Origin of the sequence: Micromonospora haikouensis (assembly GCF_000876225.1) — a bacterium.
Lineage (GTDB): Bacteria > Actinomycetota > Actinomycetes > Mycobacteriales > Micromonosporaceae > Micromonospora > Micromonospora haikouensis.
In genome coordinates, this window is the sequence record NZ_JXSX01000001.1 from 893804 (window position 1) to 918981 (window position 25178).

Sequence of the window (25178 nt, forward strand, 5' to 3'; positions counted from 1 at the left end):
CGACGTCGTCGACCTGGGATCACCCCCGCATGCGCGGGGAGCAGATCGCCGGGAGCACCTCGTGGGTGATCCACCGCGGATCACCCCCGCATGCGCGGGGAGCAGATGCCGGGGCCGTGGTGGATGGGGATGCCCCACGGATCACCCCCGCATGCGCGGGGAGCAGTCAGGGAGGGCTGTGGATTAACGACGGCCGTGAGGATCACCCCCGCATGCGCGGGGAGCAGATCCCAGGGGACACGCCGATGCGCGCCCGGAGCGGATCACCCCCGCATGCGCGGGGAGCAGTACGGCGACCGCCGGGCCGCCCTGCTCACCGCCGGATCACCCCCGCATGCGCGGGGAGCAGGTGTTCATCCTGCTCGACGAGGTGCACGAGCTGGGATCACCCCCGCATGCGCGGGGAGCAGACTTCCTGACCAGCAGTGCTAAAGATCAACTTCCTCGTTTTCGTTCACTTTGCCTCTCAAGATCATCGCCGTTGCAATCGAGCGCTTCGGTTGGAGTGGTGTGAGTCGCAGCCGACTCAGCGTACCGATGGACTCCCCGTGAGGGTGTCCGACAGGGAGGGGTTCCGGTGGCCAGATGAATCTGGCTCGATCTCCGACCAGGCTGCGTCCGGACGTACATGAGCGTCGTTCTCGATGCTGAAAGCTCGGCCTGCAAGTCGCCCCTGGGAGTTGGTCGTCAGGTGTCGTACCCCTCTGTTTTCATCCCTCCCGTGCCCGACCAACCTGGTCTCAGCGAGAGTGCCCGTCTTGTCTGGGGCAAGACGAACCGCGATCGGGGCTTCTGGCTTCCGCTCCATCGTCACCTCGCCGACAGCGCCGATGTCGCCGGCCTGCTGTGGGACATGTGGCTGCCGGAAAGTGTCCGGCGGCGGATCGCTGCGCCGTTGCCCGGTGGGGCCGACGACGGCCGCCGGCTGGTCCGCTGGCTCGCCGGCATCCACGACATCGGCAAGGCCACCCCGGCGTTCGCCTGGCAGGTGAAACACCTGCGGCAGGCGATGCAGGACCACGGTTTCGTCTTCGACCGTCAGGTGGAGGACAAACGCCTTTGCGCCCCGCACGGCCCGGCAGGGCATCTCGCCCTGATCGACTGGCTGGCCGCCCGCCACGGCTGGGTGCGTAACCAGGCCGAGGCATACGCGGTGGTCGTCGGCGGCCACCACGGGGTGCCGCCGACCGACGGCGACCTCAAGGCAATCCGCGACCGGCCCTACCTGCTTGGAATCGACGGGCTGTGGCCAGAGGTGCGCGACGAGCTGCTCGATTGGATGAGTGGGTACGCCGACGTGACCGGCCGGCTGCCGGTCTGGCGGGAGGTCGCCCTGCCGCAACCGGTCCAGGTGCTGTTGACGGGGATCGTGATCGTCGCCGACTGGATCGCCAGCAACGACGAGATCTTTCCGTACGGCTTCCAACGGGAGAACGCGCCGGACCGCTTGGCCGAGGCCTGGGACGAGCTGGATCTGCCGATGCCCTGGCAGCCCGTTGACGTGGCCGGCCTCGACGTGTCGGCCCTGTTCTCCCGGCGCTTCGAGTTGCCGGCTGGGACGCATCCGTATCCCGTGCAGGCGGCGGTGGTGGAACAGGCCCGCGCCATGCCGCTGCCGGGCCTGCTGATCGTCGAGGCGCCAATGGGCGAGGGCAAGACCGAGGCCGCGCTCGCGGCCGTGGAGATTCTCGCCCGGCGCAGCGGTGCGGGCGGCTGCTTCCTGGCGCTTCCTACCCGCGCGACCGGGGATGCCATGTTCAGCCGGGTGCTGACCTGGCTCAGCCGGCTCCCTGATGCGGATCTGGGCAGGGGCGCCCGGGATGCGGCCCTGGCGCACGGCAAGGCGATGCTCAACGACGAATACTCCCGGCTCTACCGGGGGGTGCTGCCCAGCGCGATCGCCCTGGACGAGGGCGGGACACAGACCGCCGTGCACGGCTGGCTGGCCGGACGGAAGCGCAAGCTGCTGTCCAGCTTCGTCGTTGGCACCATCGACCAGTTGCTCTTCGCCGCGTTGCAGGCCCGGCATGTGGCCCTGCGACACCTCGGCCTCGCCGGCAAGGTTGTCGTCATCGACGAGGCGCACGCCTACGACGTCTACATGAGCCGGTACCTGGACCGGGCGCTGGAATGGCTGGGGGCCCACGGCGTACCCGTGGTCATCCTGTCGGCGACCCTTCCCGCTGCGCGGCGGGCCGACATGATGCGGGCCTACGACGACGGGCGGTTGGGCCATCGGCAGGCGGGTGGCACCCGACGCAGGTATCGCGCGAGCGGCACCGTCGCCGCCGACGACTACCAACCTCTGCGCGATGATCGACGGTATCCGCTGCTCAGCGTTTCCGGTGTCGGCCGGCAGCCGGTGGCGGTGGGCTGCGCGGCGTCCGGCCGCAGCCTTGACGTACGGCTGGAACACGCGGACGACGACCTGGCTGCCCTCGCCGATCGGCTCCGGGCCGACCTTGCGGACGGTGGCTGCGTCCTGATCGTCCGCAACACCGTTGCGCGGGTTTTGGACACGGCGGCCGCGTTGCGCGAGCACCTCGGGCCGCAGATTCCGGTGTCGGTGGCGCACTCCCGCTTCATGGCCGCCGACCGCGCGGCCAAGGACAAGTGGCTGCGGGACACCTTCGGCCCTCCCAGCCACCTCGCCAAGCTCGGACGCATCCGGCCGAGCTGCCACGTCGTCGTGGCCAGCCAGGTCGCCGAGCAGTCCCTGGACATCGACTTCGACCTGCTGGTCACCGACCTCGCCCCGGTGGACCTGATCCTGCAACGGCTCGGCCGGCTGCACCGGCACCACCGGACCGACCGCCCCGCCCGGCTCGCGCATCCTCGGTGCCTGGTGACCGGCGCGGACTGGGCGGCCGAGCCGCCCGCTCCGGTGACCGGCTCGGTCCGGGTGTACGACCGTTTCGCCCTGCTCCGGGCGGCGGCTGTGCTCCTGCCTTACCTCGACGGTGAAAGTGGCCTTGCCCTTCCGCAGGACATCGCGTCCCTCGTGCAGGACGCGTACGGCTCCGAGCCGGTCGGCCCGTCCTCCTGGCACGACGCTCTGGCCAAGGCCGAGACGCAGGCGCTGAAGCGAACCTTCGCGGCTGGCGAGCGCGCGGAGACGTTCCGGATCCGGCCGGTCAAGCAGCCGGGGGTCTCCCTGCTGAGCTGGCTCGACGCCAACGTGGGGAACACCGATACCGCCAACGGCGACGAGCGGCGCGGCCGGGCACACGTGCGGGACGACGCAGCCGAGGCGCTGGAGGTGCTGTTGCTGATCCGTCGGGGAGGCGAACTGCGCACTCCGTCCTGGCTTGCCGAGGGGGGCGATGTGGTCGTCCCGACGGACTTCGCGCCGTCGAAGGCGGTAGCCCGCGCGATGTTGCGGTGCGCCCTGCCGCTGCCGAGGGCACTCACCGCCAACGGTGGCACCGAGCGGATCATCGACGAACTGGAGGCACGCAACGCCTTCCCGGCCTGGGAGAAGGACCCGCTGCTCGGCGGCGAGCTGATCCTCGACCTCGACGAGCGGGGGCAGGCCCGCCTTGTCGATCATGTCCTGACGTACGACCGGCACAGCGGCCTGCGCGTCGAGAAGGCCGACCTGCGTAGCGACTGACCGGCAGTTGTCCGCTATCAGACAGGCCGCGCGAGGCTGCTGACTCTTCGTTACCGAACTTGGTGGCCCGCGCCCCCAGTGAGCTGCGGTAAACCCTGCCTACGCAGGGAACATTGTGAATATCGGTAGCGACAGTGGATCACCCCGCGTGACGCGGGAAACGATTACAGTGCAAGCGCCGTCGCATTGGTAGGGACAGGTTCATACCCGTGTTTCTCATTGCCGGTCGAAGTGGATGGAGAACCTTCAGATGCCGGATGCCGCCACCTCTTCCTTCTCGCTGATCGAGCAGCCGTGGATACCGGTGCTCGACCTGTCCGGCCGTCGTCGCCTGGTCACCCTGCACGAGCTGTTCGCCCAAGCGGCGGAGCTGCGGGCCGTCGCCGGTGAGCTGCCGACCCAGACGTCCGCGATCCTAAGGCTGCTCCTCGCGATCCTGCACCGGGCGGTCGGCGGGCCCGAGGACGAGCGCGCGTGGCAGGGGCTGTGGCGGCGTTCCGACCTGCCGGCGGACGACATCGCCGGCTACCTCGACGAGTACCGGGACCGCTTCGACCTGCTGCACCCGGTCACGCCGTTCTACCAGGTGGCCGACCTGCGTACGCAGAAGGGAGACGGGTTCGGCCTGGAACGGTTGATCGCCGACGTGCCGAACAACGCGCCCTACCTCACCACCCGGCTCGGGCCCGGCCTGGCCCGGCTGACACCTGCCGAGGCGGCCGTCTGGCTGGTCCACTGCCAGGCGTACGACACGTCCGGCATCAAGTCCGGGGCGGTCGGTGACGACCGGGTCAAGGGCGGTAAGGGCTACCCGATCGGTCCCGCCTCCTGTGGCTCCCTCGGACTGGTCTACCTCGAAGGCCGGACACTGCGCGAGACACTGCTGCTCAACCTCGTCCCGCTCGACAGCGACTACCTCCGGCAGGACCCGGAACGTGACTCCCCGGTCTGGGAGCGCGAGCCGCACGGCCCAGTCGAGGAGAACGAGCGCGCTCGCGGCCCGTACGGGCTGCTCAACCTCTACACCTGGCAGTCTCGCCGGATCCGCCTCTTCGGCGACCAAGCCGGGATCACCGGTGCCATGATCGCAAACGGGGACCGCATCGCCTGGCCGAACCTGCACCAGCAGGAGCCGATGAGCGGCTGGCGGCGCAGCGCCAACCAGGAGAAGAAGCTCGGGCAACCCCTCGTCTATCTGCCCGCCCTCCACGACCACACCCGGGCCCTCTGGCGCGGGCTGACCAGCTTGCTGCCCGCCCCGACCGAACGACCGGGGACCGAAGCCGCGAGCCGACGACCGCCGGCGGTCAGCCAGTGGCTGGCCCGGCTCCGGATCAGGGAGTTGATCGACGACCGGTACCGGGTCACCGCCCGCGCCGTCGGCGTCGTCTACGGCAACCAGATGTCGGTGGTCGACGAGGTCTACCAGGACGCGTTGACCATGCCCGTTCAGGCGTTCGACCCTGCGGGTCCGCTTGCCGTCACCATCGTGGACAGCGCCGCCGACGCCGAGGCCGCCGTCCTCGCGCTACGCCGGCTGGCCGCCGACCTGTGTCGCGCCGCCGGAGGGTACGGGGACCGGGCCGAGGATCCGCCCGCTGCCGCCGCAGACCGGGCCGCCGAAGTCGGCTACGCCAAGTTGGACGTCCTGTTCCGGCGTTGGCTGGGCGACCTCGGCCCCCACAGCGACCCGGCAGGGGCGCGCATCCAGTGGCAGACGCTGGCCGATCGCTGCGTGCGCCGGCTCGGCCAAGGCATGGTCGAGCAGGCTGGCCCGCAGGCATGGGCTGGCCGTTACGTCGACCAGGAGAAGAAGAAGCACCTGAGCAGCCCGCTCGCGGACAAGTTCTTCCGCGACGCCCTGTGTCGCGCCCTGCCGTTGGCTGCTGTCACCGAGAACCCGCCCGTTTCCCAGGAGGTGCCGGCGTGACCGTCACAGCCCCAGCCGACAACGAAACCCAGAGCCCGGAGCCCAAGCGGTACGCCCGCCGACGCAAGCCCTTCGGGGGTCACGTCGCTACCCGGGTTGCGGTGTTGCAGGACGGCTACCTTCGCGAGGAGAGCTTCGCCATCGCCGCCCTGGCCAGGCTGCGGGGCGTGGTCGGCCGGGAACCCGGCGAGGACTTCACGATCCTGGAGCAGACCCGCGTGGCGGAGAAGTACCTCGGGGATCGCCTCGGTGACGAGCCGACTCACACCGAGCGGGCCATGCACACCGCGCTGACCCTGTACGCGGTGCACCAGCAGTCGATCCGCGACACGCCCATGCACCAGGACGGGATCGGTCTTGGCAGGGCGGTCAGCCTGCTGTGTAGCGACCCGGACAGAGCCGCCGCCGTGCGCCGGCGGTTCGCCGCCCTCGGCACCGCCACCAGCTACGCCGCCGTTACCACCCACCTGCGCAGCCTGATCCGGCTTCTGCGGGACCACCGGATCGCCCTCGACTACGGCGTGTTGGCCGATGACCTGGTCGAGTTGCAGAAGCCATGGGGCCCCGCCCAGGTCCGCGGCCGGTGGGGCCGTGACTTCTACCGCCAGCCCGAGCCCGGGGACCGCCAGGGCGACGACAGCACCGACTCGAAAGCCGACTCCGCGCCCGCAGGCGCCCCCTCCGAGGAGTGACCATGAGCCGCACGATCCTGGACGTCCACATCCTGCACACCGTGCCGCCGAGCAACATCAACCGGGACGATTCCGGCTCCCCGAAGACCGCCACCTACGGCGGCGTACGTCGGGCCCGGGTCTCCTCCCAGTCCTGGAAGCGGGCAGTCCGGCTGGCGTTCCGCCGTACCCTCGACGACTCCCAACTCGGCGAGCGGACCAAGCGCATCGGAGAGGCGATCGCCGCCCGGATCGCCGACCTCGACCCCGAGCTGAAGGATCGGGCGTCCGCCCTGGCAGCCGACGTGCTGAAGGCGTCCGGCCTGGTGAAGAAGGAGGCCGCGGCGAAGAAGGGCAAGGGCGAGGCGGCGGCGAACTCCGACGTCGAGTCCGGCTACCTGATGTTCCTCAGCCACCGCCAGCAGGAGAACCTGGCGCGGGCCGCGATCGACGCCGAGCGGACCGGGGAGAAGCTCGACACCAAGCAGCTCCAGAAGCTGGCCGACACCGACCACTCCATCGACATCGCCATGTTCGGCCGGATGCTCGCCGACGTGCCGGACCTGAACGTCGATGCGGCCGTCCAGGTCGCCCACGCCCTCAGCGTTCACGCCGTCGACAACGAGTTCGACTACTACACCGCCGTGGACGACCGTAAGCACGACAACCAGGAGACCGGTGCCGGCATGATCGGCACGATCGAGTTCAACTCCGCCACCCTCTACCGGTACGCGACGATCGACGTCGACCGACTGCACGAAACCCTCGGCGACGCCGACGCCACGCGTGAGGCCGTGACGGCATTCCTGCAGGCCTTTGTCACCAGCATGCCGTCCGGCAAGCAGAACACGTTCGCCAACCACACCCGCCCCGACGCGGTCATGGTGCGGCTGCGTGACACCCAGTCGGTCAACCTGGTGGGGGCCTTCGAGGAGCCCGTTCGGGAGCGGCAGCTCGGGGATCGCTCCGGCATGGTCGCCGAGGCCGCCCATAAGCTCGCCGACTACACCACCGAGATCGAGGAGACGTACGGAGATCCCGCCGTCGCCGCCTGGGTCACCCACGTCGGCAGCCGTACCGCCGCCCTCGCACCTCTCGGCGAGGTGCTGCCCCTGCCCGGCCTGGTCAGCGCCGTCGGGACGACGGTCGCGGACCGCCTCGGCACGCCGGCATGAGCGTCCTGCTGCTGCGGCTGGCCGGCCCGCTCCAGGCATGGGGGTCGACCAGCCGCTTCACCCAGCGGCACACCGAGATCGCGCCCACCAAGAGCGGAGTGATCGGGCTGCTCGCCGCAGCCCGGGGGCAGCGGCGCACCGATCCGTTGACCGAGCTGCTCGGCCTTGACTTCGGGGTACGGATCGACCAGCCCGGCCAGATCCTCCGCGACTTTCAGGTTGCCCGCACCCTCGACGGCCGGGACAGCATGCCGCTGACCAACCGTTACTACCTCTCCGACGCGGTGTTCCTCGCCGCGATCGGTGGCGACAGCGAGCTGCTCGACGGCCTGCACGAGGCGGTACGCCGACCGCAGTTCCCGCTCTATCTGGGCCGCCGGTCCTGCCCGCCGGTCGCGCCCGTCACCCTCGGCGTTCGCCCCGGCACGGTCGCAGAGGTGCTCGGCGACGTGCCGTGGCAGGCTTCGAAGCGCCTGCGTGAGCGCGGACCGTCGACCGTTGGGCTGGAGGCGCTCCTCGACGCTCCGCCGGGGGCCGAGGCCACGGAGACCTTCCAGGACGAGCCGATCAGCTTCGACCCGGCCCACCGGCAGTACGGGTGGCGGGCTGTCGTCCGTACCCGGGTCCTCGCGCCCAACCCCGACGGCCGTCCTCCCGTCGCCGCCGGCGTCCCCGGAGGCCCCGCCCTGGCCGACCACGACCCGCTCACGTGGCTGTGAGGACGACGATGTACCTGACCCGGTTCCTCATGAACACCGCCCGCCAGGGCGCGCGCAAGTTGCTCGCCTCGCCGCAGGCGATGCACGCCGCCGTGTTGTCCGGCTTCCCTCGTCCCGAGGACCACACCCGCGACGACGCCCGCACCCTGTGGCGCGTCGACCAGCGGCGGGACCGGCAGGTCGTGCTCTACATCGTGAGCCCGACCGAGCCCGAGCTGACCCACCTCGTCGAGCAGGCCGGCTGGCCGAGGAGCAGCGAGTCCTGGGAGACCCGTCCCTACGACCGCCTGCTCGACTCCTTGGAGAAGGGACAGCGATGGGCGTTCCGGTTGACGGCCAACCCCAGCCGCACCGGCCGTAAGACGGAGAACTCGCCGACGACGCAGAGATTCGGTCAGGTCACCGCCACGCAGCAGATCGAGTGGCTGACCAGCCGGGCCGAGCGGCACGGGTTCACCATCGCCCGGCAGGCTGACGGGGAGCTGAACCTCGTCACCTACGACCGCCAGGTTCGCCGGTTTACCCGCAACCACGGACAACGGCCGGTCACCCTCGTCACAGCCACCTATGACGGCGTCCTCGACATCGAGGACCCAGCCCTGTTCCGTAACGTCCTTACCCGGGGCATCGGCCACGCGCGGGCGTACGGCTGTGGGCTGCTGACCCTCGCGCCCGCGCAGCCGACCTCGTGAAGAAGATCCCGGGTGTGCCGCCGGCCGAACTGGCGGAACTCAACCGTGCGCAGGACCGGGTCAGTTTCGTCTACCTCGAACGATGCGTCCTCCACCGGGACAGCAACGCCATCACGGCCACCGACGAGAAAGGCGTCGTGCATCTGCCGGCCGCCACGCTCGGGGTCCTCATGCTGGGTCCCGGCACCAGCATCACCCAGCAGGCGATGATGCTGATCGCCGACAACGGCGCCACGGTCGTCTGGGTTGGTGAGCACGGCATCCGGTACTACGCACACGGGCGCTCGCTCGCCCGGTCAAGCCGCCTCCTCCTCGCCCAGGCCGCCGCCGTCTCGCACCGGGACCGGCGGCTCCAGGTGGCGCGCGCGATGTACCGGATGCGCTTTCCCGGGGAAGACACCAGCAGGCTCACGATGCAACAGTTGCGCGGCAAGGAAGGGGCGAGGGTCCGCCGCTGCTACCGGGAGCACTCGCTGCGCACCGGTGTGTCGTGGAACAACCGAGAGTACGACCCGGACAACTTCGACGGCAGCGATCGAGTCAACCAGGCGTTGTCGGCGGCGCACGCCTGCCTGTACGGCATCGTGCACACGGTCATCGTCGCCATCGGCGCATCGCCGGGGCTCGGATTCGTCCACACCGGCCACGAGCGGTCGTTCGTCTACGACATCGCTGACCTGTACAAGGCCGAGATCAGCATTCCGGTCGCCTTCGACATCGCGGCCGGCGAGTCGACCGACATCGGCTCGGACACCCGTCGGGCCGTCCGTGACCGGGTCCACGACGGCGCGCTCCTCGACCGGTGCGTCCGCGACATCCGAAGCCTGCTGCTCACCGATGGCTCGGCCGGGCCGATCGACGAGGAACAGCTCGACGAGGAAGCCGGCAGCGATGCCGTACGCCTGTGGGACGAGGGAGGCTACGAACTCGCTGGCGGCCGGAACTACTCCGGGGACGTGGACTTCTGATGACCGTCATCATCCTCACCGCCTGCCCGGAAGGGCTGCGTGGGCACCTGACGCAGTGGCTGCTGGAGATCTCTGCCGGGGTGTACGTGGGACACGTGAACAGCCGGATCCGACAGCGGCTCTGGGCCAAGGTCGTCGAGATGGCCGGGCCAGGCCGGGCACTGCTCGTCTACAAGCGGCCAGGCGAGCAACGACTGACCTTCGAGGTACACGACCATCACTGGGAGCCGGTGGACTTCGACGGGATCACGCTCATGCGTCGGCCTACGGATCGGAGTTCGTACAACCCAGCAGTGGGGCGGGGATGGAGCAAGGCGTCCAAGCGTCGGAAGTTCGGGCGGAGGGCCCCAGATGGGAGCAGCGGATCGTCGGTTCCCTCCGAACAAAGTGAAGGAAATGGCGGTAGTTGATCTTTAGCGCCCCAGCTCAGGAAGTCTGCTCCCCGCGCACGCGGGGGTGATCCCTGCGTACCGGGCGCGCAGGCGCGGGCCCTGGTCTGCTCCCCGCGCACGCGGGGGTGATCCGGCCAAGAGCACGCGGACCACGATCGATCTGGCCTGCTCCCCGCGCACGCGGGGGTGATCCCACGACTCTGATCGGCCTGGAAATGGAGATGTGCTGCTCCCCGCGCACGCGGGGGTGATCCCGCCTCGTCATCGACGCTCTGAGCGCCGACCTTCTGCTCCCCGCGCACGCGGGGGTGATCCCGGCACGCACGCCGTGAACGGCACCACGCCGAGCTGCTCCCCGCGCACGCGGGGGTGATCCGCGGGACAACTTCGGCAACCGGCCGGCCGGTGGCTGCTCCCCGCGCACGCGGGGGTGATCCCTGGCGGTCCCGCCACGGCAACCGCCTACGCGCCTGCTCCCCGCGCACGCGGGGGTGATCCGGACCTGGCCGGGCAGCGCCTCGGCGTCGACATCTGCTCCCCGCGCACGCGGGGGTGATCCCCACGGCGACCATGCGGCCCCAGGTCGCGGCGGCTGCTCCCCGCGCACGCGGGGGTGATCCCGCGCTGAACCCCGCCATGCCGGCCGCCTACGCCTGCTCCCCGCGCACGCGGGGGTGATCCCGCGGCCGACCGGGTGCAGGGCCTGGTGGTGGTCTGCTCCCCGCGCACGCGGGGGTGATCCGCACGGCTCGACGCCCCAGCAGCCCCACCACACCTGCTCCCCGCGCACGCGGGGGTGATCCCGCGGCCCGCTTGCCGAACACGTCAGCCCGCCTCTGCTCCCCGCGCACGCGGGGGTGATCCCGGCCATCACGCGGCCCGGTGGCGGCGCTTGAACTGCTCCCCGCGCACGCGGGGGTGATCCCCTGGTCACGGACCAGCTCGCCGTCCAGCTCGGCTGCTCCCCGCGCACGCGGGGGTGATCCGAAGATCCAGATCGTGCGGTACGCCACGATGACCTGCTCCCCGCGCACGCGGGGGTGATCCCCGCACCCACACCCGCGCCCGGGTGCCGATGACCTGCTCCCCGCGCACGCGGGGGTGATCCCGGCGTGCACGCCATCACGCAGAAGCCGTTCGTCTGCTCCCCGCGCACGCGGGGGTGATCCCGACCCGCGATGGGTGCCGGCGGTGCGACGGCTCTGCTCCCCGCGCACGCGGGGGTGATCCCGTCGGATCCGCCGGCGGCCCGTCCTCGGCCGGCTGCTCCCCGCGCACGCGGGGGTGATCCCGTGGCTCGAAGTCACCGCGGTGATCAACCTGCCTGCTCCCCGCGCACGCGGGGGTGATCCCGCGACGTGCGCCCCGTCGATCACGGCGAATCGCTGCTCCCCGCGCACGCGGGGGTGATCCGGCGTTCGCGGCGACCGGCCTCTACCCGATCTACTGCTCCCCGCGCACGCGGGGGTGATCCCAGGTCCGGGCGCTCGGCGACCACCTGGGCGTCCTGCTCCCCGCGCACGCGGGGGTGATCCTCAGTACGTCATTCGGAAGCTCAGGGCCGCCTGATCACTGAACGCTCGGCGCGGTGCGTAGTCGCTACATGCCGTCGTCGTAGCGTCAGCTCGTGGCGGTACGGTGACCTTCCGTGGCCCGAGCGGGCCGCGCTCACAGGGAGGTGTGCGATGGGAGCGCCGGACGTGGTGGCCCTGCCGGTCGCGGCGCAGGCCGAGGTAGACCGGCCACTGTTCACCTTCTGCGACGACGCGACCGGTGACCGGGTCGCGCTGAGCGCCGCTGACCTGGGCGGCTGGGCGGCGCGCACCGCGGGGCTGTTGCGCGACGGCTGCGGGCTGGCCCCGGGCAGCCGCGTCGCGGTGCTGCTGCCGCCGCACTGGCGTACCGCCGCAGTGTTGTTGGGCGCCTGGTCGGTGGGGCTGGCCGTGTCGTTCCGGCCCCGGGCCACCGCCGGGTTGCCGGTCCTGGAGCCGGGCGGCGACCGGCCGTACGACGCTGTGTTCGTCACCCCGGAGCGGCTCGACGACTGGCTGGAGGACGTGCCCGACGGGGTGCACCGCTACCTCGTCGGCACCGGGCCGGGCCCGCTGGCGGACGTGCCGGCGGGCTGGCTCGACTGGGACGCCGAGGTGCTGCGGCACACCGACACACCGCCCGACTATGCCGGCGTCCACCCGGCGGAGGCGGCGACCCCCGACGGCACGAGCTTCGGCGCGTGGGGCCGGCTCGCCAGGGAGGTGGCCGACCAGCTCGGGCTGCGGCCCGGTGACCGGCTGCTGGTCGACGCGGCCGAGCACGAGCAGCCGCTGAAGTGGCTCCTGGCCCCGCTGTCCGTCGGCGCGTCGGTGGTCGTGTGCGCCAACCTCGACCGGTCCCGCCTCGACGCCCGGGTCGCCGCCGAGGAGATCACCCGCGTGCTCTGACCGACGACGCCATGCCGGGCAGGTGGGGGTATCCGAGCGGCCGGGATACCGCCACCTGCCCGGCATTCGAGCAGAGGGGCGGGGCGTCAGCGGCGGCCGAAGACCTTCGCGGCGGGGCCGAGCCGGAGCAGGACCGTCTCGCCCGTGGCGTCCTGGACGCCGTCGTTGTCGGTGATCGCGTACACCTGGCCGTTGCCGGCCACGGTCAGGCCCTCCAGCTTCTCCTGGGTCCAGCCGTTGGTGGCGCGCAGCGCCGACAGCACGTCGACGGCGAGCGTCTTCGGCAGCACCGCCAGCGGGCCCGGCGCGGCCGGGCCGGCGGGCATCGGCACCGTGTAGACGCGCTTGAGCGCGGCGGCCGGGCCGTTCAGCTTGTCCCGTTCGATGATGGCGAGCCGGTTGCCGACCACGGTCACCTCGGACAGCCCGATCCAGTCGCCCGCGACGGCGGTGGACTCCAGCCGGTAGCCGAACCAGCTCCACGTCCCGGCGGTCACGTCGTACCGGCCGATGCGGGCGACGCCCGCCGGGTCGGTGGACACCTCGCGCTGGAGCACCGCCCAGACGATCTCCCGGCCGTGCCGGTCGGTGCTGGCGGCGACCCCCTCGAAGCCCTGCTTGCCGAGCCCGGCGGCGACCTCGGCCGGCAGCGGCACGGTCTGCTGGGTCCGCCCGGCGGCGTCGAGCCGGACCAGCTTGTTCTCCGCGCCCTTGGCGCCCTCGACCGCGAGCCAGAAGCCGCCCTGCGGGCGGGCGAAGATCCCCTCCGCGTCGTAGGCGGCCGGGTTGCCGTCGGCGTCGGTCACCGGCAGGGAGTCGGTGACCACCGCCGGGGACCGGCCGGCGTCGACCGTGAGGATCCGGGTCGGGGTGTACGCCGCGTCGGTGACGCTGTAGAGCTGCTGCGGCCGGCCCGTGGCGGCGGAGAGGGCACCGAGCGCCCCCCAGCCGATCGGTGCGCCCTGCGCGTCGTCGGCCGACACGAGGCTCGGGAAGCCGGGGGTGCCCCCGCCCAGTCGGTAGAGCGACACGGAGGCGCGTACGCCCGCGTCGGCGTCGTCGGTCTCGCTGGAGACCGCGAGCAGCCCCCGCGACGGGATCGGCAGCAGCCCTTCCGGGCCGTTGGTGGTGGGCAGGACCTGCCGGAAGACCGGGGCGGTGGGCCGGCTGAGGTCGTAGACGGCGACGAAGTTGCTCCGCTCCGAGCCGACGAACGCGTACCGCACGCCGCCGTACTCGGCGATCGCGACGCCCTCCGGCTCGGTGCCCTTCTTCGCGGCCCGGTCCTCGTTGTGCAGGCCGTGGCGGACGGCGAGGCGCTCGAAGGTGTTGCCGGCGTCCCAGGCCACCTGGCCGGTGCGGCTGTCGAAGACGGACCAGCCGCGGGTGCCGCCCCGCCAGTCGCCCTCGTTGGCGGTGGCCAGGTAGCGGTCGTCCACCCACGCGACGGCGTCGGGCTCGCGGGGCACGTCGGTGATCGAGCCGGTCAGTTCGATCCGGCCGTCCTTGACGGTGTCGATGCCGCCGACCGAGGCGGTGCCGGCGCTGAAGGCCCCGGTGACCCGGCCGGTGGGCAGGTCCACCAGGACGACGCCGTTGTTTTCCTGCAGGGTGACCGCGAGCTGGTTGCGCCCGTTGATCGAGACGTACTCGGGTTCCGGGTCGGTGGGCTCGGTGATCCCGGCGGCGGCCAGCGCGGGCAGGGCCTGCCCGTCGGCGGCGGTCAGCGGCACGGTCCGCAGCTTCCACCGCTGCGGCGTCGACCTGCCGTCGAGGTCGAGGATCTGCACGAAGCCGGCGGGGGCCTGCGGCAGGTCGCCCTTCTTCCGACCGGGCGGGGTGGCGTCCTCGTCGCGCTCGTTCTCGATGGCGATCGCCGCGTACCGCTGGTCGTGGCTGATGGCGATCGAGTCCGGCTGGCCGCCGAGGTCGATGCTGCGGACCCGCTGGCGGGTGGCCAGCTCGATCACGTCGAGGCGGCCGGAGGGGGCCGTGTAGCTGGCGCTGGTGTTGACCACGACCAGGACGTACCGGCCGAGGACCGCCACCGAGGTGGGCTCGTCCTCGGCGTCGCCGAGCTGGGCGAGGGAGAGCGTGCCGAGCCCGCGCGGCCGGTCCGGGCGGGCGATGTCGAGGAAACCGATCCGGCGGGCCGCCGCGTCGGTGTAGACCAGGGTGCGGCCGTCGGGGCTGACCGCCGAGATCTCGGCGACCGTCTCCGTCGCCGGGTCCTCGCCGGCCGGCCGGTTCTGGAACACGGGGTAGGTGGCGGTGCGGTCGAAGGTGAGGCCCTCGGCGGGGTGGTGCCGGCCGGCGTCAGTGGGGCCGGCGGCGGCCGTGCCGGTGACGGCCAGCGTGCCGGCGATGGCCAGCGCGGCGGCGGCGATGCCGGCCGTCGGGGTGGGGGTGCGTTTCGGTGTCACATGGTCCTCCGTCATATCGCTGCGACGGAGGCTGGCACGCAGGGCCGAGCGGGAGCTGGCCCGGCCGTGAACGGCGGGCGAACAACCTCAGGCCAGGCCCTGCGTGGGCGCTACGACCGGTGAGAGGGGTGGGGCGTCAGCAGGTGGTGTTGCCGCCCGGGACCCAGCCGTCGATGGCCGGATCCTCGGCGCCGTGGCCGTAGATCCAGACGTCGTCGTCCTCCGCCCACACCTGGCCGTGCCAGCGGAAGCCCCGCCCGGAGGTCAGGGTGCGCAGGACCTGGGCGTGCGGGGCGGCCCGCAGCCAGGTGTTCTGCGTGAGGTTGCAGACGATGCCCCACGCGTCGCTCGCCGAGGCGGCCGTGGGGGCCACGGCGGAGCCGGCGAGAGCGACGGTGGCGACCGTCAGTGCGGACAGGATTCGACGCTTCACTCGGGTCCCTTCGGCGGGTGTCGGTGACGGTCCCCGATTGTGCCACTGTGGACTGACGTCGGGGTGCCCATGCAGGACGACTCGGCCAGGTTGGCGTCAGTCGAGGGCGGCGGCGAACATGCCGGGCTGGTAGGAGCCGCCCCGCTGGTGCACGATCACGGCCAGCCGGTTGGCAGCGTTGATCAGGGCGACCAGGCAGACCAGCGCGGCGATCTGGTCGTCGTCGTAGTGCTTGCGCACCTGGGCCCAGGTCTCGTCGGACACGCCCTGGTGGGCGTCGGCGAGCCGGCTGCCCTCCTCGGCGAGCGCCAGCGCGGCCCGCTCCGCCTCCGTGAAGACCGTCGACTCGCGCCAGGCGGCGACCAGGTGCAGCCGGACCTGACTCTCACCGGCGGCGGCCGCCTCCTTGGTGTGCATGTCGATGCACCAGCCGCAGCCGTTGATCTGGCTGGCCCGCAGCGACACCAGCTCCTGCGTGGCCTTCGGCAGCGGCGACTGGTGGATCACCATGCCGGCGTTGGCGAACCGCTTGGCGAACCTCGTGGCCAGCTCGTTGCTGAACAGGTCGAATCGGGTGTCCATGGCTACCGTCCTTCGCTCGTTCGCTCGTGCAGTGGGACGAACAAGAGATGCCGGCGCTCGGGCCCCTGTGACGGCCGGGATGGGTGACGACTGCCACACCCGGAGGTGTCACACGGCGGCGGGGTCCGGCGTCTGATGGGCGACGCAGTCGAGAGCGAACGGGGGTCACCCATGGTCGGCACACCGCAGACCGCAGCCGACGCCGGCCGGGGCGCCGGCTCGCCCGACCCGGCCACCGAGGCGTTCCTCACTCACCGGAACCTGCTCTTCACCGTCGCGTACGAGCTGCTCGGCTCGGCCGCCGACGCGGAGGACGTCCTGCAGGAGACGTGGCTGCGGTGGGCGGGCGTCGACCTCGGTGCGGTGCGGGACCAGCGCGCCTACCTCGTCCGGATCGCCACCCGCCAGGCGCTCACCCGGCTGCGCGCGCTCGGCCGCCGCCGGGAGTCCTACGTCGGCCCGTGGCTGCCCGAGCCGCTGCTCACCGCGCCCGACGTGGCCGACGACGTCGCGCTGGCCGACAGCGTCTCGATGGCGATGCTGCTGGTGCTGGAGACCCTCGGGCCGACCGAACGGGCGGTGTTCGTGCTGCGCGAGGTGTTCGACCTCGGGTACGACGAGATCGCCGAAGCCGTCGACAAGAGCCCTGCCACGGTCCGGCAGATCGCGCACCGGGCCCGGGCGCACGTGGCGGCGCGCCGGCCGCGCCGGGTCGTGTCGGCGGCCGAGACCCGCACCGTGCTCGACGCGTTCCGGCGGGCGGTCGAAACCGGCGACCTCCAGCGCCTGCTCGACCTGCTCGCCCCGGACGTCGTCCTGCTCGGCGACGGCGGCGGAGTCAAGCAGGCCGTCCTGCGGCCCGTCGTGGGCGCCGACAAGGTGGCCCGCCTGCTGGCCGGCGGGTGGGGCAGGGTTCCCGGTGTCACGTCGCTGCTGCCGACGCAGGTCAACGGCAGCCCGGCGCTCGTCATCCGGCTCGACGGGGAACTCGACACCGTGCTGGCCGTGCACGTCGACGACGGCCGCATCGGCGGGCTCTACGCCGTACGCAATCCCGAGAAGCTGTCGCACATGGCGCGGGAGACGAGGCTGAGCCGCTGAGCGCGGGTACGCGAGCCGCGTCGTCATAGTCTGATCTCTGCCCAGCCGGCTGTCCTATGCTCGTCGGGTGAAGGCGGCAGCAGCGGAGATGCGACAGCCCATGCTCGGCGAGATGCTGTCGTCGCTGACCGCTATTCCGGCGGAGTCAGTCGAGCATGGCGAGGTCTTCACCCGCCGTTGGGTCGTCGATCTGGTCCTCGACCTGGCCGGCTACACCGCCGACCGTGATCTTGCCGCTCTGGTGGCGGTCGAGCCGGCCTGCGGCGGCGGCGCCTTCCTGGCAGGCATGGCGGCGCGGGTCAGCGCTTCGTGCCGCAAGCACGATCGGCCGCTGCTCGATGCCAAGTGGGCGGTACAGGCCTTCGACCTGTTGGCCGTGAACGTGGCGGCCAGCAGGCGGCTGGTGCGGGACGTGCTGGTCGATGGGGGTTGGTCGCTTCCCGAAGCACGAGAGGTGGCGACGGCGTGGGTGCGGCAGGCCGACTACCTGCTGGATCCACACGTCCCGGAGGCCGTGGACTTCGTCGTGGGCAATCCGCCGTACGTCCGGCTGGAGGACGTGCCGGCGGATCGGATGCTCGCCTACCGCGCCGCCTGCCCGACCATGACGGGCAGGTCCGATCTTTACGTCGGCTTCTACGAGCGTGGGCTGCGCTGCCTCGCGCCGGGCGGTGTCCTCGCGTTCATCTGCGCCGATCGCTGGATGCGCAACCAGTATGGCCGGCAACTGCGGGAGCTCATCGCTGCCGGCTACAGCGTCGACGTCACCGTGACCATGCACGACGTCGACGCGTTCGAGGAGCAGGTGTCAGCCTATCCGGCTGTCACGGTGCTACGTCGCGCTGAGCAGGGTGTCGCCGCAGTCGTGGACACACGGCGGGGATTTGGGCCGCAGGACGCTCCGGAGCTGGTGGAGGCGATCTGTTCTGCCGAGCCCAGGGTGGGCCTTGATGGTCATTTCGAGGTCGCTCAGCTACCTCACTGGTTTGCCGGGGGTGACTCCTGGCCAGCGGGATCGCCGTCCCGGCTAGCCATGATCGAGACGCTGAACGACCGCTTCCCTGCGCTGGAAGACCCGAGCACCGGAACCCGGGTCGGTATTGGCGTGGCGACAGGTGCCGACAGCGTCTTCATCACCACGGACGCCGATGTCGAGCCGCGTCGGCTGCTGCCGCTGTCGATGGTCAAGGACACGACATCGGGGAGGCACTCCTGGTCCGGCCACTATCTCGTCAATCCATGGGACGCTGACGGCCAGCTCGTGAACCTGGATGCTCTGCCGCGCCTGCGTGCGTATTACCAGCGGCACGCTGCGGCACTCAAGCGCCGGCACGTCGCTGGCAAGCGTCCCGCGCACTGGTACCGAACCATCGACAAGGTTGACCATTCCCTGGTCGACCGCCCGAAGCTGCTCTTCCCCGACCTGAAGACCGCGATTCATCCCGTCCTCGACGAGGGTGGCTTCTATCCGCATCACAATCTGTACTACATCGTGTCGGACGCCTGGGACCTGCGAGTCCTTGGCGGACTGTTGCTCTCCGGTGTCGCACAGGCCTTTGTGGAGGCTTATGCCGTTAGGATGCGGGGCGGCACCCTTCGATTCCAAGCCCAGTACCTGCGTCGGATCCGTGTCCCGAGGCCCGAGACGATCTCGGCCACCGACCGTGCTGCGCTCGTCGCCGCCTTTGACGAGCGGAATGCCCGAGCGGCGACGGAGGTGGCGCTGCGTGTTTACGGGATTGCGGCCATGGAGGTGTAATCAATGGACCAGCGTTCGCTGGAGGAAGCGGTCCGCAGTTCCTGGGCGGTGCGCGAATCGCAGGCCGCGAAGAAGTTGATCGACGGCAAGATCGACACCGGAGGACGTGGTGCCGTCACCGGCGGGGCACACCTCAACGCCATGACGGAGTTGCTCGGAAACGTGTTTCGAGACGCCGGCTTCCCGCCTGACGCGGTGCGCTGCAGGTCCGGCGTTGAACTGCCCGGCTACTTCCGACCCACCAAGAAGTGGGATCTGGTCGTACTGCTCGAAGGTGAACTGGTTGCCGCCATCGAGCTGAAGTCCCATGTCGGCCCGTCGTTCGGAAACAACTTCAACAATCGGGTGGAAGAGGCGATTGGAAGCGCAGCCGACCTGCGGCGAGCGTATGACAACGGCCTACTCGGGCGAACCAAGCCATGGCTCGGCTACGTGCTGCTGCTGGAGGAGGCACCCGGCTCTGTTAGCAAGGGCAGGCCGCGGAGCGGCACCTTTCCGATCGACCCGGCCTTTGCTGACACTTCCTACCTCGACCGATACGTGATTCTCTGCAGGCGTCTGCGGAGCGCCGGGCTGTACGACGCCACCTGCCTTGTCACTTCGTCTCGGCAGCCAGACGCCCCCATCCGGCAGCCAGACCCGGAGATCGGCTATGCCGCCTTCGTCAGCGCCATCATGGCTCGGATCGAGGAAGTGGGCGTCCTGCAGAAGCGCAACTGAGTGGTCCAGCACGCGTGATGTCGAAAGGTGGCGTCAGTCCACGCTGGGCAGGGGCGGGCCCAGGACGTCGTCGGCGTCCACGATCGTGTACGCGTAGCCCTGCTCGGCCAGGAAGCGCTGCCGGTGGGCCGCGTACTCCGTGTCGATCGTGTCCCGGGAGACGACCGTGTAGAAGTGCGCCTGCCGCCCGTCGGCCTTCGGCCGCAGCACCCGGCCCAGCCGCTGCGCCTCCTCCTGCCGCGACCCGAACGTGCCCGACACCTGGATCGCCACCGCCGCCTCCGGCAGGTCGATGGAGAAGTTGCCGACCTTCGAGATCACCAGCGTGCGTACCTCGCCCGACCGGAACGCGTCGAACAGCCGCTCCCGCTCCTTGTTCGTGGTGGACCCCTGCACGATCGGCGCGTCCAGGTATTCGCCGAGCTGGTGCAGCTGGTCGATGTACCCGCCGATGACGAGCACCTGCTCGTCCGGGTGCCGGTCGACCAGCGCCCGCACCACCGGCAGCTTCGTGCGGGCCGTCGCCGCCATCCGGTAGCGCTCCTCCGCCTCCGCCGTCGCGTACGACATCCGCTCGGCGTCGGTGAGGGTCACCCGCACCTCGGTGCACTGCGCCGGGGCGATCCAGCCCTGCTGCTCGATGTCCTTCCACGGCGCGTCGTACCGCTTGGGGCCGATCAGGCTGAACACGTCGCCCTCCCGGCCGTCCTCGCGGACCAGGGTCGCGGTGAGACCGAGGCGGCGGCGGGCCTGGAGGTCCGCGGTGAACCGGAAGATCGGCGCGGGCAGCAGGTGCACCTCGTCGTAGACGACCAGGCCCCAGTCGCGCGCGCCGAACAGGTCCAGGTGGGTGAACGCGCCGCCGCGCCGCGAGGTGAGCACCTGGTACGTGGCGATGGTGACCGGCCGGATCTCCTTGCGCTCGCCCGAGTACTCGCCGATCTCCTCCTCCGTCAGCGAGGTGCGGGCGATCAGCTCCCGCTTCCACTGCCGGCCGGCGACCGTGTTGGTGACCAGGATCAGGGTGGTGGCCTTCGCCTCCGCCATGGCCGCCGCCCCGACGAGGGTCTTGCCCGCGCCGCAGGGCAGCACCACCACGCCGGACCCGCCGGCCCAGAACGCCTCCACGGCCTCCCGCTGGTACGAGCGCAGCGTGAACGGCTTCCCGCCGTCCTTGCCGGCCTCGGCCAGCTCGATGGGGTGCGCCTCACCGTCGACGTACCCGGCGAGGTCCTCCGCCGGCCAGCCCAGCTTCAGCAGCGCCTGCTTGAGCCGCCCCCGCTCCGACGGGTGCACCGCGATCGTGTCGTCGTCGAGCTTCGCGCCGAGCATCCCGGCGAGCTTCTTGCTCTTGGCGACCTCGATCAGCACCAACCGGTCGAGGGCGCGCAGCACCAGGCCGTGCGCCGGGTCGTTGGCGAGCTGGAGCCGGCCGTACCGGTCCATCGTCTCGGCCACGTCGACCAGCAGCGCGTGCGGCACCGGGTAGCGGCTGTACTTCAGCAGCGCGTCCACCACGGCCTCGGCGTCGTGGCCGGCGGCGCGGGCGTTCCACAGGCCGAGCGGGGTCAGCCGGTACGTGTGCACGTGCTCCGGCGAACGTTCCAGCTCGGCGAACGGGGCGATCGCCATCCGGCAGGACTGGGCGTCGGGGTGGTCGATCTCCAGCAGCAGCGTCTTGTCCGACTGCACGATCAGTGGTCCACCGCTCACGCCGGCGTCCTCTCTTTGGCCTGGTCAACGGCCCTCCGCCGGGCGGCTACCCACCCCGGGCCGACCAACCAGTGTTGCACGAAGCCCGAATGGGGCCGAAAATTCGGACACCAGGTGCAACCATTCCGGTACGTCCGGCGTCTAGGCAGTGGGACGACCGACCCGGGGAGGCCCCATGAGACAGGTTCGCTTCAGCGCCCGGGTCGTCGCCCTGGCTGTGGTCACGCTGGTCGGCGTCGGTGCGTGCACGCCCGAACGCCAAGCCGACCCGGGTGGCCGTGGAGGAGGGCTCGCCCAGGCCGGCTCGGCGGAACGGGAAACGGGGGCGGGCGGTTCGTCCGGCTCCGACCAGCGGACCCGGCCGGAGCCGAAGCCCACCCGCACGAAGTCCAAGCCGAAGCCGAAGCCCACCCCGACGAAGGCGAAGCCGAAGCCCGCGCCGAAGCCTGCGGCGGCCGGATGCCCGCTGGGCGAGCACCAGCGCGAGGTGGAGACCTACCTCGCCCGGCTGGGCGGCTTCGGGCGGGTGACCGTCGACGGCCGCCAGTCCGCCGCCGACTGCGCCGCCATCAAGAAGTTCCAGCAGCGGTACGACATCCGCCCCGCCGCCGGTCGCGCCGGCCCCACCACGTACGACGTGGCGAAGCGCCTCGCCACCACCGACACGAAGCGCTGCAAGGCCGCCTCCTCCGGCACCACGTTCTGCATCGACCTGACCCACCAGACCACGTGGGCGCTGCGCGGCGGCAAGGTGGTGTGGGGCCCGACGGTGACCCGCACCGGCATGAAGGGCTACGCGACGCCCGCCGGCACGTTCACCATCAACTACCGCAACATCAAGGAGTGGTCCGACCCGTACGAGGTGTGGCTGCCCTACTGGCAGCACTTCACCCAGGGCATGGGCTACCACCAGACCACCACCTACCTGCACGACAAGTCGATCGGCTCGCACGGCTGCGTCAACCTCCTCCCCGCCGACGCCCTCCGCGCCTGGGAGTTGGGCAAGGTCGGCAGCCGGGTGGTCCTCTTCGGTCGCCGGCCCGGCACGTGACAGGCGACGACGAGCCCGCGCCGGCCGGCGAGGTCTCGGCGGCGACGCTGCTCGCGTACGCGACCGCCGCCGTGCTCCTCGTCGGCTGGTTCCTCTACGGCTGGCTGGTCCAGCGGCAGGGCTTCGTCGCCTCCGTCGGCGAGTCCGCCGGGGCCGGGTTCGCCCTGCTGCTGGCCGTCTCCGTGGTCGGCACCGTGCGCCGGAGCCGCCGCTGACGCCACACCGCCGGCGGCGACGCCCGACCCGGCGGCCGGGCGGCTCAGGAGCCCTCCAGCACCGCCGCGGTGATCCGGTGCAGCGCGAACGTGTGCAGCATCTCCGTGCGCTCGTCCTCGGCGCGCAGGTAGCCCGCCCCGATCGACACCGGCCGGACCAGCCGCGACGCGGTCGCCCCGTGCGCGTCGACGTAGCCCACCCAGACCAGCGCCTTGTCCCGCACCGCCTGCTGCAGCACCGCCAGGGCGTCGGAGTGACCGTGCACCGGGGCCGGGCCGGTGCGTGCCGCCGTGCCGCGTACCACCGCCGGGGCCCGCCGGGCCGCCCGCGCCGCCGCCTCGCCCCGCCGGATCTGCTCCACCACCCCGAGCAGCCGGGGCAGGGCCAGTTTCGGCGACGCCAACGGGTCCACCGTCCGGCCCACCGGGGCCCGCCCCGGGGCCCGCCGGGTCCTCGGCCGCGACAGCACCGCCGCCCCCGACGCGTCCTCGGGCACCGGGGCGTACCCGGCGTCGCGCAACGCCAGCAGCATCCGGTTCACCTGGTACGGGGTGACCAGCACCGTCGGGGCCAGCCGCCGGAACGCCAGCGCCTCCAGCCGCCGGTCGGCGAGCACCTCCGCCAGCAGCGCCTCGTCGTCGCTGCGCACGTACCCCCCGGCGGAGCCGACCCGCAGCCCGCCGTGCTTGCGCGCGACGTCGTCCACCAGGTACGTCAGCCCCTGCGGCACCGGTGTGCGGGACCGGCGGCGGAACAGGTCGTGCAGGTCGTCGGCCGAGTAGCCGGCGTCCAGGGCCCGGCGCACGCTGGCCGTGGTGACCCGGTGCACGCTCGCCCCGCCCGCCGACTCGTGCTCGGCCACCACCTCCAGCTCGCCGGCGAGCGCCGGGTCGGGCGGGCCGGGCACCACCACCGTCAGGTCGGCCTGCACCAGGAAGTGGTCGACCGGCGCGGGCAGCAGCCCGTCCAGCGCCCGCACGGCCGTGGACGCGTCCTCGGCGTCGGCGCGCAGCCCCAGCGGGTCGTCCCCGCCCCGCTCGTCGGCCTCGGCCACGTCAGTCAGCAGCAGCCGCCCGTACGAGGTGAGCGCCCCCAGCCCCGTCACGCCCAGCCGCGCCGCCTCGACCAGGGCCTCCCGGTGCGCGGCCTCCCGGCCCCGGCTGCGCCGGGGAGCCCGCCAGTCGAGCAGCTCCAGCACCTCCTCCGGGGTGGGCGCGACGGCCGGCTCCAGGTCGGCCAGCACCGCCAGCACGGCCCGGCGGGCGGCGGGCGCCCCGGCCCGTTCCGCCTCGGGCGAGAGCGCGCCGATCGGGCGGTCCCGGTCGTCGCGTTGCCCGACGAGGCCCACCTGGCGGGTCATCAGCAGCCACGCCCGGGCCAGCTGCTCCCAGCGCCGGGCCAGCGACATGGCCCGCCACACCTCGTACCCGCCGCTGGGCAGGACCTGCTGGTCGGCGCCGTACCGGGTGGTCGTCGCCCCGGACAGCTCCAGCTCGCCGGCCAGCCCCGCCGCGTACGCCACCTCCAGCAGCAGGGCGGTCGTCGCCTCGTCCAGGGCGAGGGCCTTCGCCAGCCGGCGCAGGTCACGCACCCCGATCCCGCCCGAGCGCAGCACTGGGGCCGGCTCGGCGGAGAGCAGCTCCAGCAGCGCCTCGGTGTGGCGTACCACCTCCATGGTCTGCCCGGCCCCGGCGGAGTCGACGGCCTTCGCCTCGCGCGCGACGGCGGCCACCGGCGGTGGGCTGGTGCGCAGTGGCCCCAGGGGGCCGCTGTCGCGGCGCAGCAGCAGGCCGACCTCGCGGGGCAGCTCCACCGTGCCGGCGGACACCGCCACCAGCAGCCGGCTGTCGACCAGCCAGCGCACCGGCGACCCGGTGGGCGCGCCGCCGTTGGTCGGGTCCGGCGGGACGCTGTCCTCCGCCCCGAGCGGCGGGGCCTGGAGCGCGCCCGGGGGCACGCTGCCCACCGGCGGGCCGGCGGCGAGCCGGTCCAGGATTGCCCGCGCCGACGGGGGCGCGGCCAGCAGCGTGCGGCGCAGCTTCGCCGGGTCCGCGCAGAGGGCCGCCGTGCGCGCGTCCAGCTCCGTCGCCGGCCGGCCCAGCCCCGCCGGGTACGGGGCGACCTCGTCGACACCGTCGACCACGCGCAGGGCGTGCTCGGGCCCGTACAGCAGGAACAGCGCCCGCAGCTTGTTCACCGCGCCCCGGATGGTGGCCGGGGCGGGCGGGCGCGGACCGGCGGTGGCCATGGCGAGGACGGCCTCGGTGGAGGTGGTGCCGTCGTCCGGGTCCCGGGTGAGCCGGGCGGCGTCGAGGATCTGGAGGGTGAACTGGTCCAGCCCGTCCAGCGCCCGGGCCACCGAGACCCGGGACTGGGCCCGGACCGCGAGCGCGGACACGTCGGCCGGCACGGGCACGACGAGGTCCGGCCGCAGCTGGAGCAGGGCGGCCAGGGACTCGTCGGGCAGCGTCCGCAGGTGGTCGGCGAGTGAGGTCGTCATCGTCGTTCCACGCTAGCCCGGGACGGGGCCCGCGCGCCCCTCGGACGTCCGGCTGGACCCGCCGGCCGGGTAGGTTCTC

19 protein-coding genes and 2 CRISPR repeat arrays (1 of these 21 cut by a window edge) are annotated in these 25178 nt (G+C 72.0%); of the genes, 14 read left to right on the forward strand and 5 right to left on the reverse strand.

What is annotated here, in order from left to right:
* Positions 1–410: direct repeats of the CRISPR family, unit length 28 nt; unit sequence GGATCACCCCCGCATGCGCGGGGAGCAG; it begins 534 nt to the left of the window's first position.
* A gap of 218 nt (positions 411–628) precedes the next feature.
* From TK50_RS04075 to TK50_RS04110, 9 genes are all read left to right on the forward strand, one after another.
* Positions 629–3613: a CRISPR-associated helicase/endonuclease Cas3 gene (locus TK50_RS04075; protein ID WP_082106155.1), complete on the forward strand. Its 2985-nt coding sequence runs from the start codon at positions 629–631 to the stop codon at positions 3611–3613.
* Between the two features lie 235 nt (positions 3614–3848).
* A complete protein-coding gene (gene casA / locus TK50_RS04080) occupies positions 3849–5543 on the forward strand; it encodes a type I-E CRISPR-associated protein Cse1/CasA (protein ID WP_043961533.1) in 1695 nt (564 codons plus the stop codon).
* Positions 5540–6235, forward strand: a complete 696-nt coding sequence (casB, locus tag TK50_RS04085) for a type I-E CRISPR-associated protein Cse2/CasB (protein ID WP_043961534.1) — start codon at positions 5540–5542, stop codon at positions 6233–6235. The genes casA and casB overlap by 4 nt, the downstream gene beginning before the upstream one ends.
* Before the next feature lie 2 nt (positions 6236–6237).
* Positions 6238–7389: a type I-E CRISPR-associated protein Cas7/Cse4/CasC gene (gene cas7e, locus TK50_RS04090; RefSeq protein WP_043961536.1), complete on the forward strand. Its 1152-nt coding sequence runs from the start codon at positions 6238–6240 to the stop codon at positions 7387–7389.
* On the forward strand, positions 7386–8108 hold the full coding sequence (cas5e, locus tag TK50_RS04095) for a type I-E CRISPR-associated protein Cas5/CasD (RefSeq protein WP_043961538.1): 723 nt from the start codon (positions 7386–7388) through the stop codon (positions 8106–8108). Before cas7e ends, cas5e begins: the two co-directional genes overlap by 4 nt.
* A gap of 8 nt (positions 8109–8116) precedes the next feature.
* Positions 8117–8800 carry a type I-E CRISPR-associated protein Cas6/Cse3/CasE gene (gene cas6e / locus TK50_RS04100; RefSeq protein WP_043963781.1) on the forward strand — a complete coding sequence of 228 codons (684 nt, stop codon included), beginning with the start codon at positions 8117–8119 and terminating at the stop codon, positions 8798–8800.
* Positions 8797–9768 (forward strand): type I-E CRISPR-associated endonuclease Cas1e, encoded by a 972-nt coding sequence (gene cas1e / locus TK50_RS04105; RefSeq protein WP_043961540.1) that lies wholly within the window; start codon positions 8797–8799, stop codon positions 9766–9768. Before cas6e ends, cas1e begins: the two co-directional genes overlap by 4 nt.
* Positions 9768–10178: a type I-E CRISPR-associated endoribonuclease Cas2e gene (cas2e, locus tag TK50_RS32755; RefSeq protein ID WP_082106156.1), complete on the forward strand. Its 411-nt coding sequence runs from the start codon at positions 9768–9770 to the stop codon at positions 10176–10178. The genes cas1e and cas2e overlap by 1 nt, the downstream gene beginning before the upstream one ends.
* Before the next feature lie 25 nt (positions 10179–10203).
* Positions 10204–11695: a CRISPR direct-repeat array (repeat unit 28 nt; unit sequence CTGCTCCCCGCGCACGCGGGGGTGATCC).
* 150 nt (positions 11696–11845) lie between these two features.
* Complete coding sequence (locus TK50_RS04110) at positions 11846–12601, forward strand: TIGR03089 family protein (RefSeq protein ID WP_043961541.1); 756 nt, start codon at positions 11846–11848, stop codon at positions 12599–12601.
* Positions 12602–12687: 86 nt separating this feature from the next.
* Here the strand turns inward: TK50_RS04110 and TK50_RS04115 are convergent, their stop codons facing one another.
* The 3 genes from TK50_RS04115 to TK50_RS04125 form a co-directional block, all read right to left on the reverse strand.
* Positions 12688–15024 carry an esterase-like activity of phytase family protein gene (locus TK50_RS04115; protein WP_043961542.1) on the reverse strand — a complete coding sequence of 779 codons (2337 nt, stop codon included), beginning with the start codon at positions 15022–15024 and terminating at the stop codon, positions 12688–12690.
* Between the two features lie 136 nt (positions 15025–15160).
* Complete coding sequence (locus TK50_RS34080; RefSeq protein ID WP_043961543.1) at positions 15161–15457, reverse strand: hypothetical protein; 297 nt, start codon at positions 15455–15457, stop codon at positions 15161–15163.
* 96 nt (positions 15458–15553) lie between these two features.
* A complete protein-coding gene (locus tag TK50_RS04125; protein ID WP_043961544.1) occupies positions 15554–16039 on the reverse strand; it encodes a carboxymuconolactone decarboxylase family protein in 486 nt (161 codons plus the stop codon).
* A 171-nt stretch (positions 16040–16210) separates the two neighbouring features.
* Between TK50_RS04125 and TK50_RS04130 the strand changes: the two genes are divergently transcribed.
* From TK50_RS04130 to TK50_RS04140, 3 genes are all read left to right on the forward strand, one after another.
* The gene (locus TK50_RS04130) at positions 16211–17140 is read left to right on the forward strand and encodes an RNA polymerase sigma-70 factor (RefSeq protein WP_043961545.1); all 930 of its coding nucleotides are present in this window, start codon (positions 16211–16213) and stop codon (positions 17138–17140) included.
* A 67-nt stretch (positions 17141–17207) separates the two neighbouring features.
* Entirely contained in the window at positions 17208–18899 is a 1692-nt protein-coding gene (locus tag TK50_RS04135) for an Eco57I restriction-modification methylase domain-containing protein (protein ID WP_241773914.1), read from the forward strand.
* 3 nt (positions 18900–18902) lie between these two features.
* Positions 18903–19619, forward strand: a complete 717-nt coding sequence (locus TK50_RS04140) for a PaeR7I family type II restriction endonuclease (RefSeq protein WP_043961546.1) — start codon at positions 18903–18905, stop codon at positions 19617–19619.
* Between the two features lie 33 nt (positions 19620–19652).
* Here the strand turns inward: TK50_RS04140 and TK50_RS04145 are convergent, their stop codons facing one another.
* Entirely contained in the window at positions 19653–21332 is a 1680-nt protein-coding gene (locus TK50_RS04145) for a DNA repair helicase XPB (protein WP_043961547.1), read from the reverse strand.
* Between the two features lie 175 nt (positions 21333–21507).
* On the opposite strand from TK50_RS04145, the gene TK50_RS04150 reads away from it, so the two are divergent.
* A complete protein-coding gene (locus TK50_RS04150; protein ID WP_043961548.1) occupies positions 21508–22383 on the forward strand; it encodes a L,D-transpeptidase family protein in 876 nt (291 codons plus the stop codon).
* Positions 22380–22598 (forward strand): hypothetical protein, encoded by a 219-nt coding sequence (locus tag TK50_RS04155; protein ID WP_043961549.1) that lies wholly within the window; start codon positions 22380–22382, stop codon positions 22596–22598. The genes TK50_RS04150 and TK50_RS04155 overlap by 4 nt, the downstream gene beginning before the upstream one ends.
* 44 nt (positions 22599–22642) lie before the next feature.
* Here the strand turns inward: TK50_RS04155 and TK50_RS04160 are convergent, their stop codons facing one another.
* A complete protein-coding gene (locus TK50_RS04160; RefSeq protein ID WP_043961550.1) occupies positions 22643–25099 on the reverse strand; it encodes a helicase-associated domain-containing protein in 2457 nt (818 codons plus the stop codon).
* Between the last annotated feature and the right edge of the window lie 79 nt (positions 25100–25178).

What these genes read in the sequence shown, in the direction of transcription:
- TK50_RS04075 (WP_082106155.1), top strand. Translation starts at nt 629, where the DNA reads ATGAGCGTCGTTCTCGATGCTGAAAGCTCGGCCTGCAAGTCGCCCCTG.
- casA (WP_043961533.1), top strand. Translation starts at nt 3,849, where the DNA reads ATGGAGAACCTTCAGATGCCGGATGCCGCCACCTCTTCCTTCTCGCTG.
- cas7e (WP_043961536.1), top strand. Translation starts at nt 6,238, where the DNA reads ATGAGCCGCACGATCCTGGACGTCCACATCCTGCACACCGTGCCGCCG.
- cas5e (WP_043961538.1), top strand. Translation starts at nt 7,386, where the DNA reads ATGAGCGTCCTGCTGCTGCGGCTGGCCGGCCCGCTCCAGGCATGGGGG.
- cas6e (WP_043963781.1), top strand. Translation starts at nt 8,117, where the DNA reads ATGTACCTGACCCGGTTCCTCATGAACACCGCCCGCCAGGGCGCGCGC.
- cas2e (WP_082106156.1), top strand. Translation starts at nt 9,768, where the DNA reads ATGACCGTCATCATCCTCACCGCCTGCCCGGAAGGGCTGCGTGGGCAC.
- TK50_RS04110 (WP_043961541.1), top strand. Translation starts at nt 11,846, where the DNA reads ATGGGAGCGCCGGACGTGGTGGCCCTGCCGGTCGCGGCGCAGGCCGAG.
- TK50_RS04125 (WP_043961544.1), bottom strand. Translation starts at nt 16,039, where the DNA reads ATGGACACCCGATTCGACCTGTTCAGCAACGAGCTGGCCACGAGGTTC.
- TK50_RS04130 (WP_043961545.1), top strand. Translation starts at nt 16,211, where the DNA reads ATGGTCGGCACACCGCAGACCGCAGCCGACGCCGGCCGGGGCGCCGGC.
- TK50_RS04140 (WP_043961546.1), top strand. Translation starts at nt 18,903, where the DNA reads ATGGACCAGCGTTCGCTGGAGGAAGCGGTCCGCAGTTCCTGGGCGGTG.
- TK50_RS04150 (WP_043961548.1), top strand. Translation starts at nt 21,508, where the DNA reads ATGAGACAGGTTCGCTTCAGCGCCCGGGTCGTCGCCCTGGCTGTGGTC.
- TK50_RS04160 (WP_043961550.1), bottom strand. Translation starts at nt 25,099, where the DNA reads ATGACGACCTCACTCGCCGACCACCTGCGGACGCTGCCCGACGAGTCC.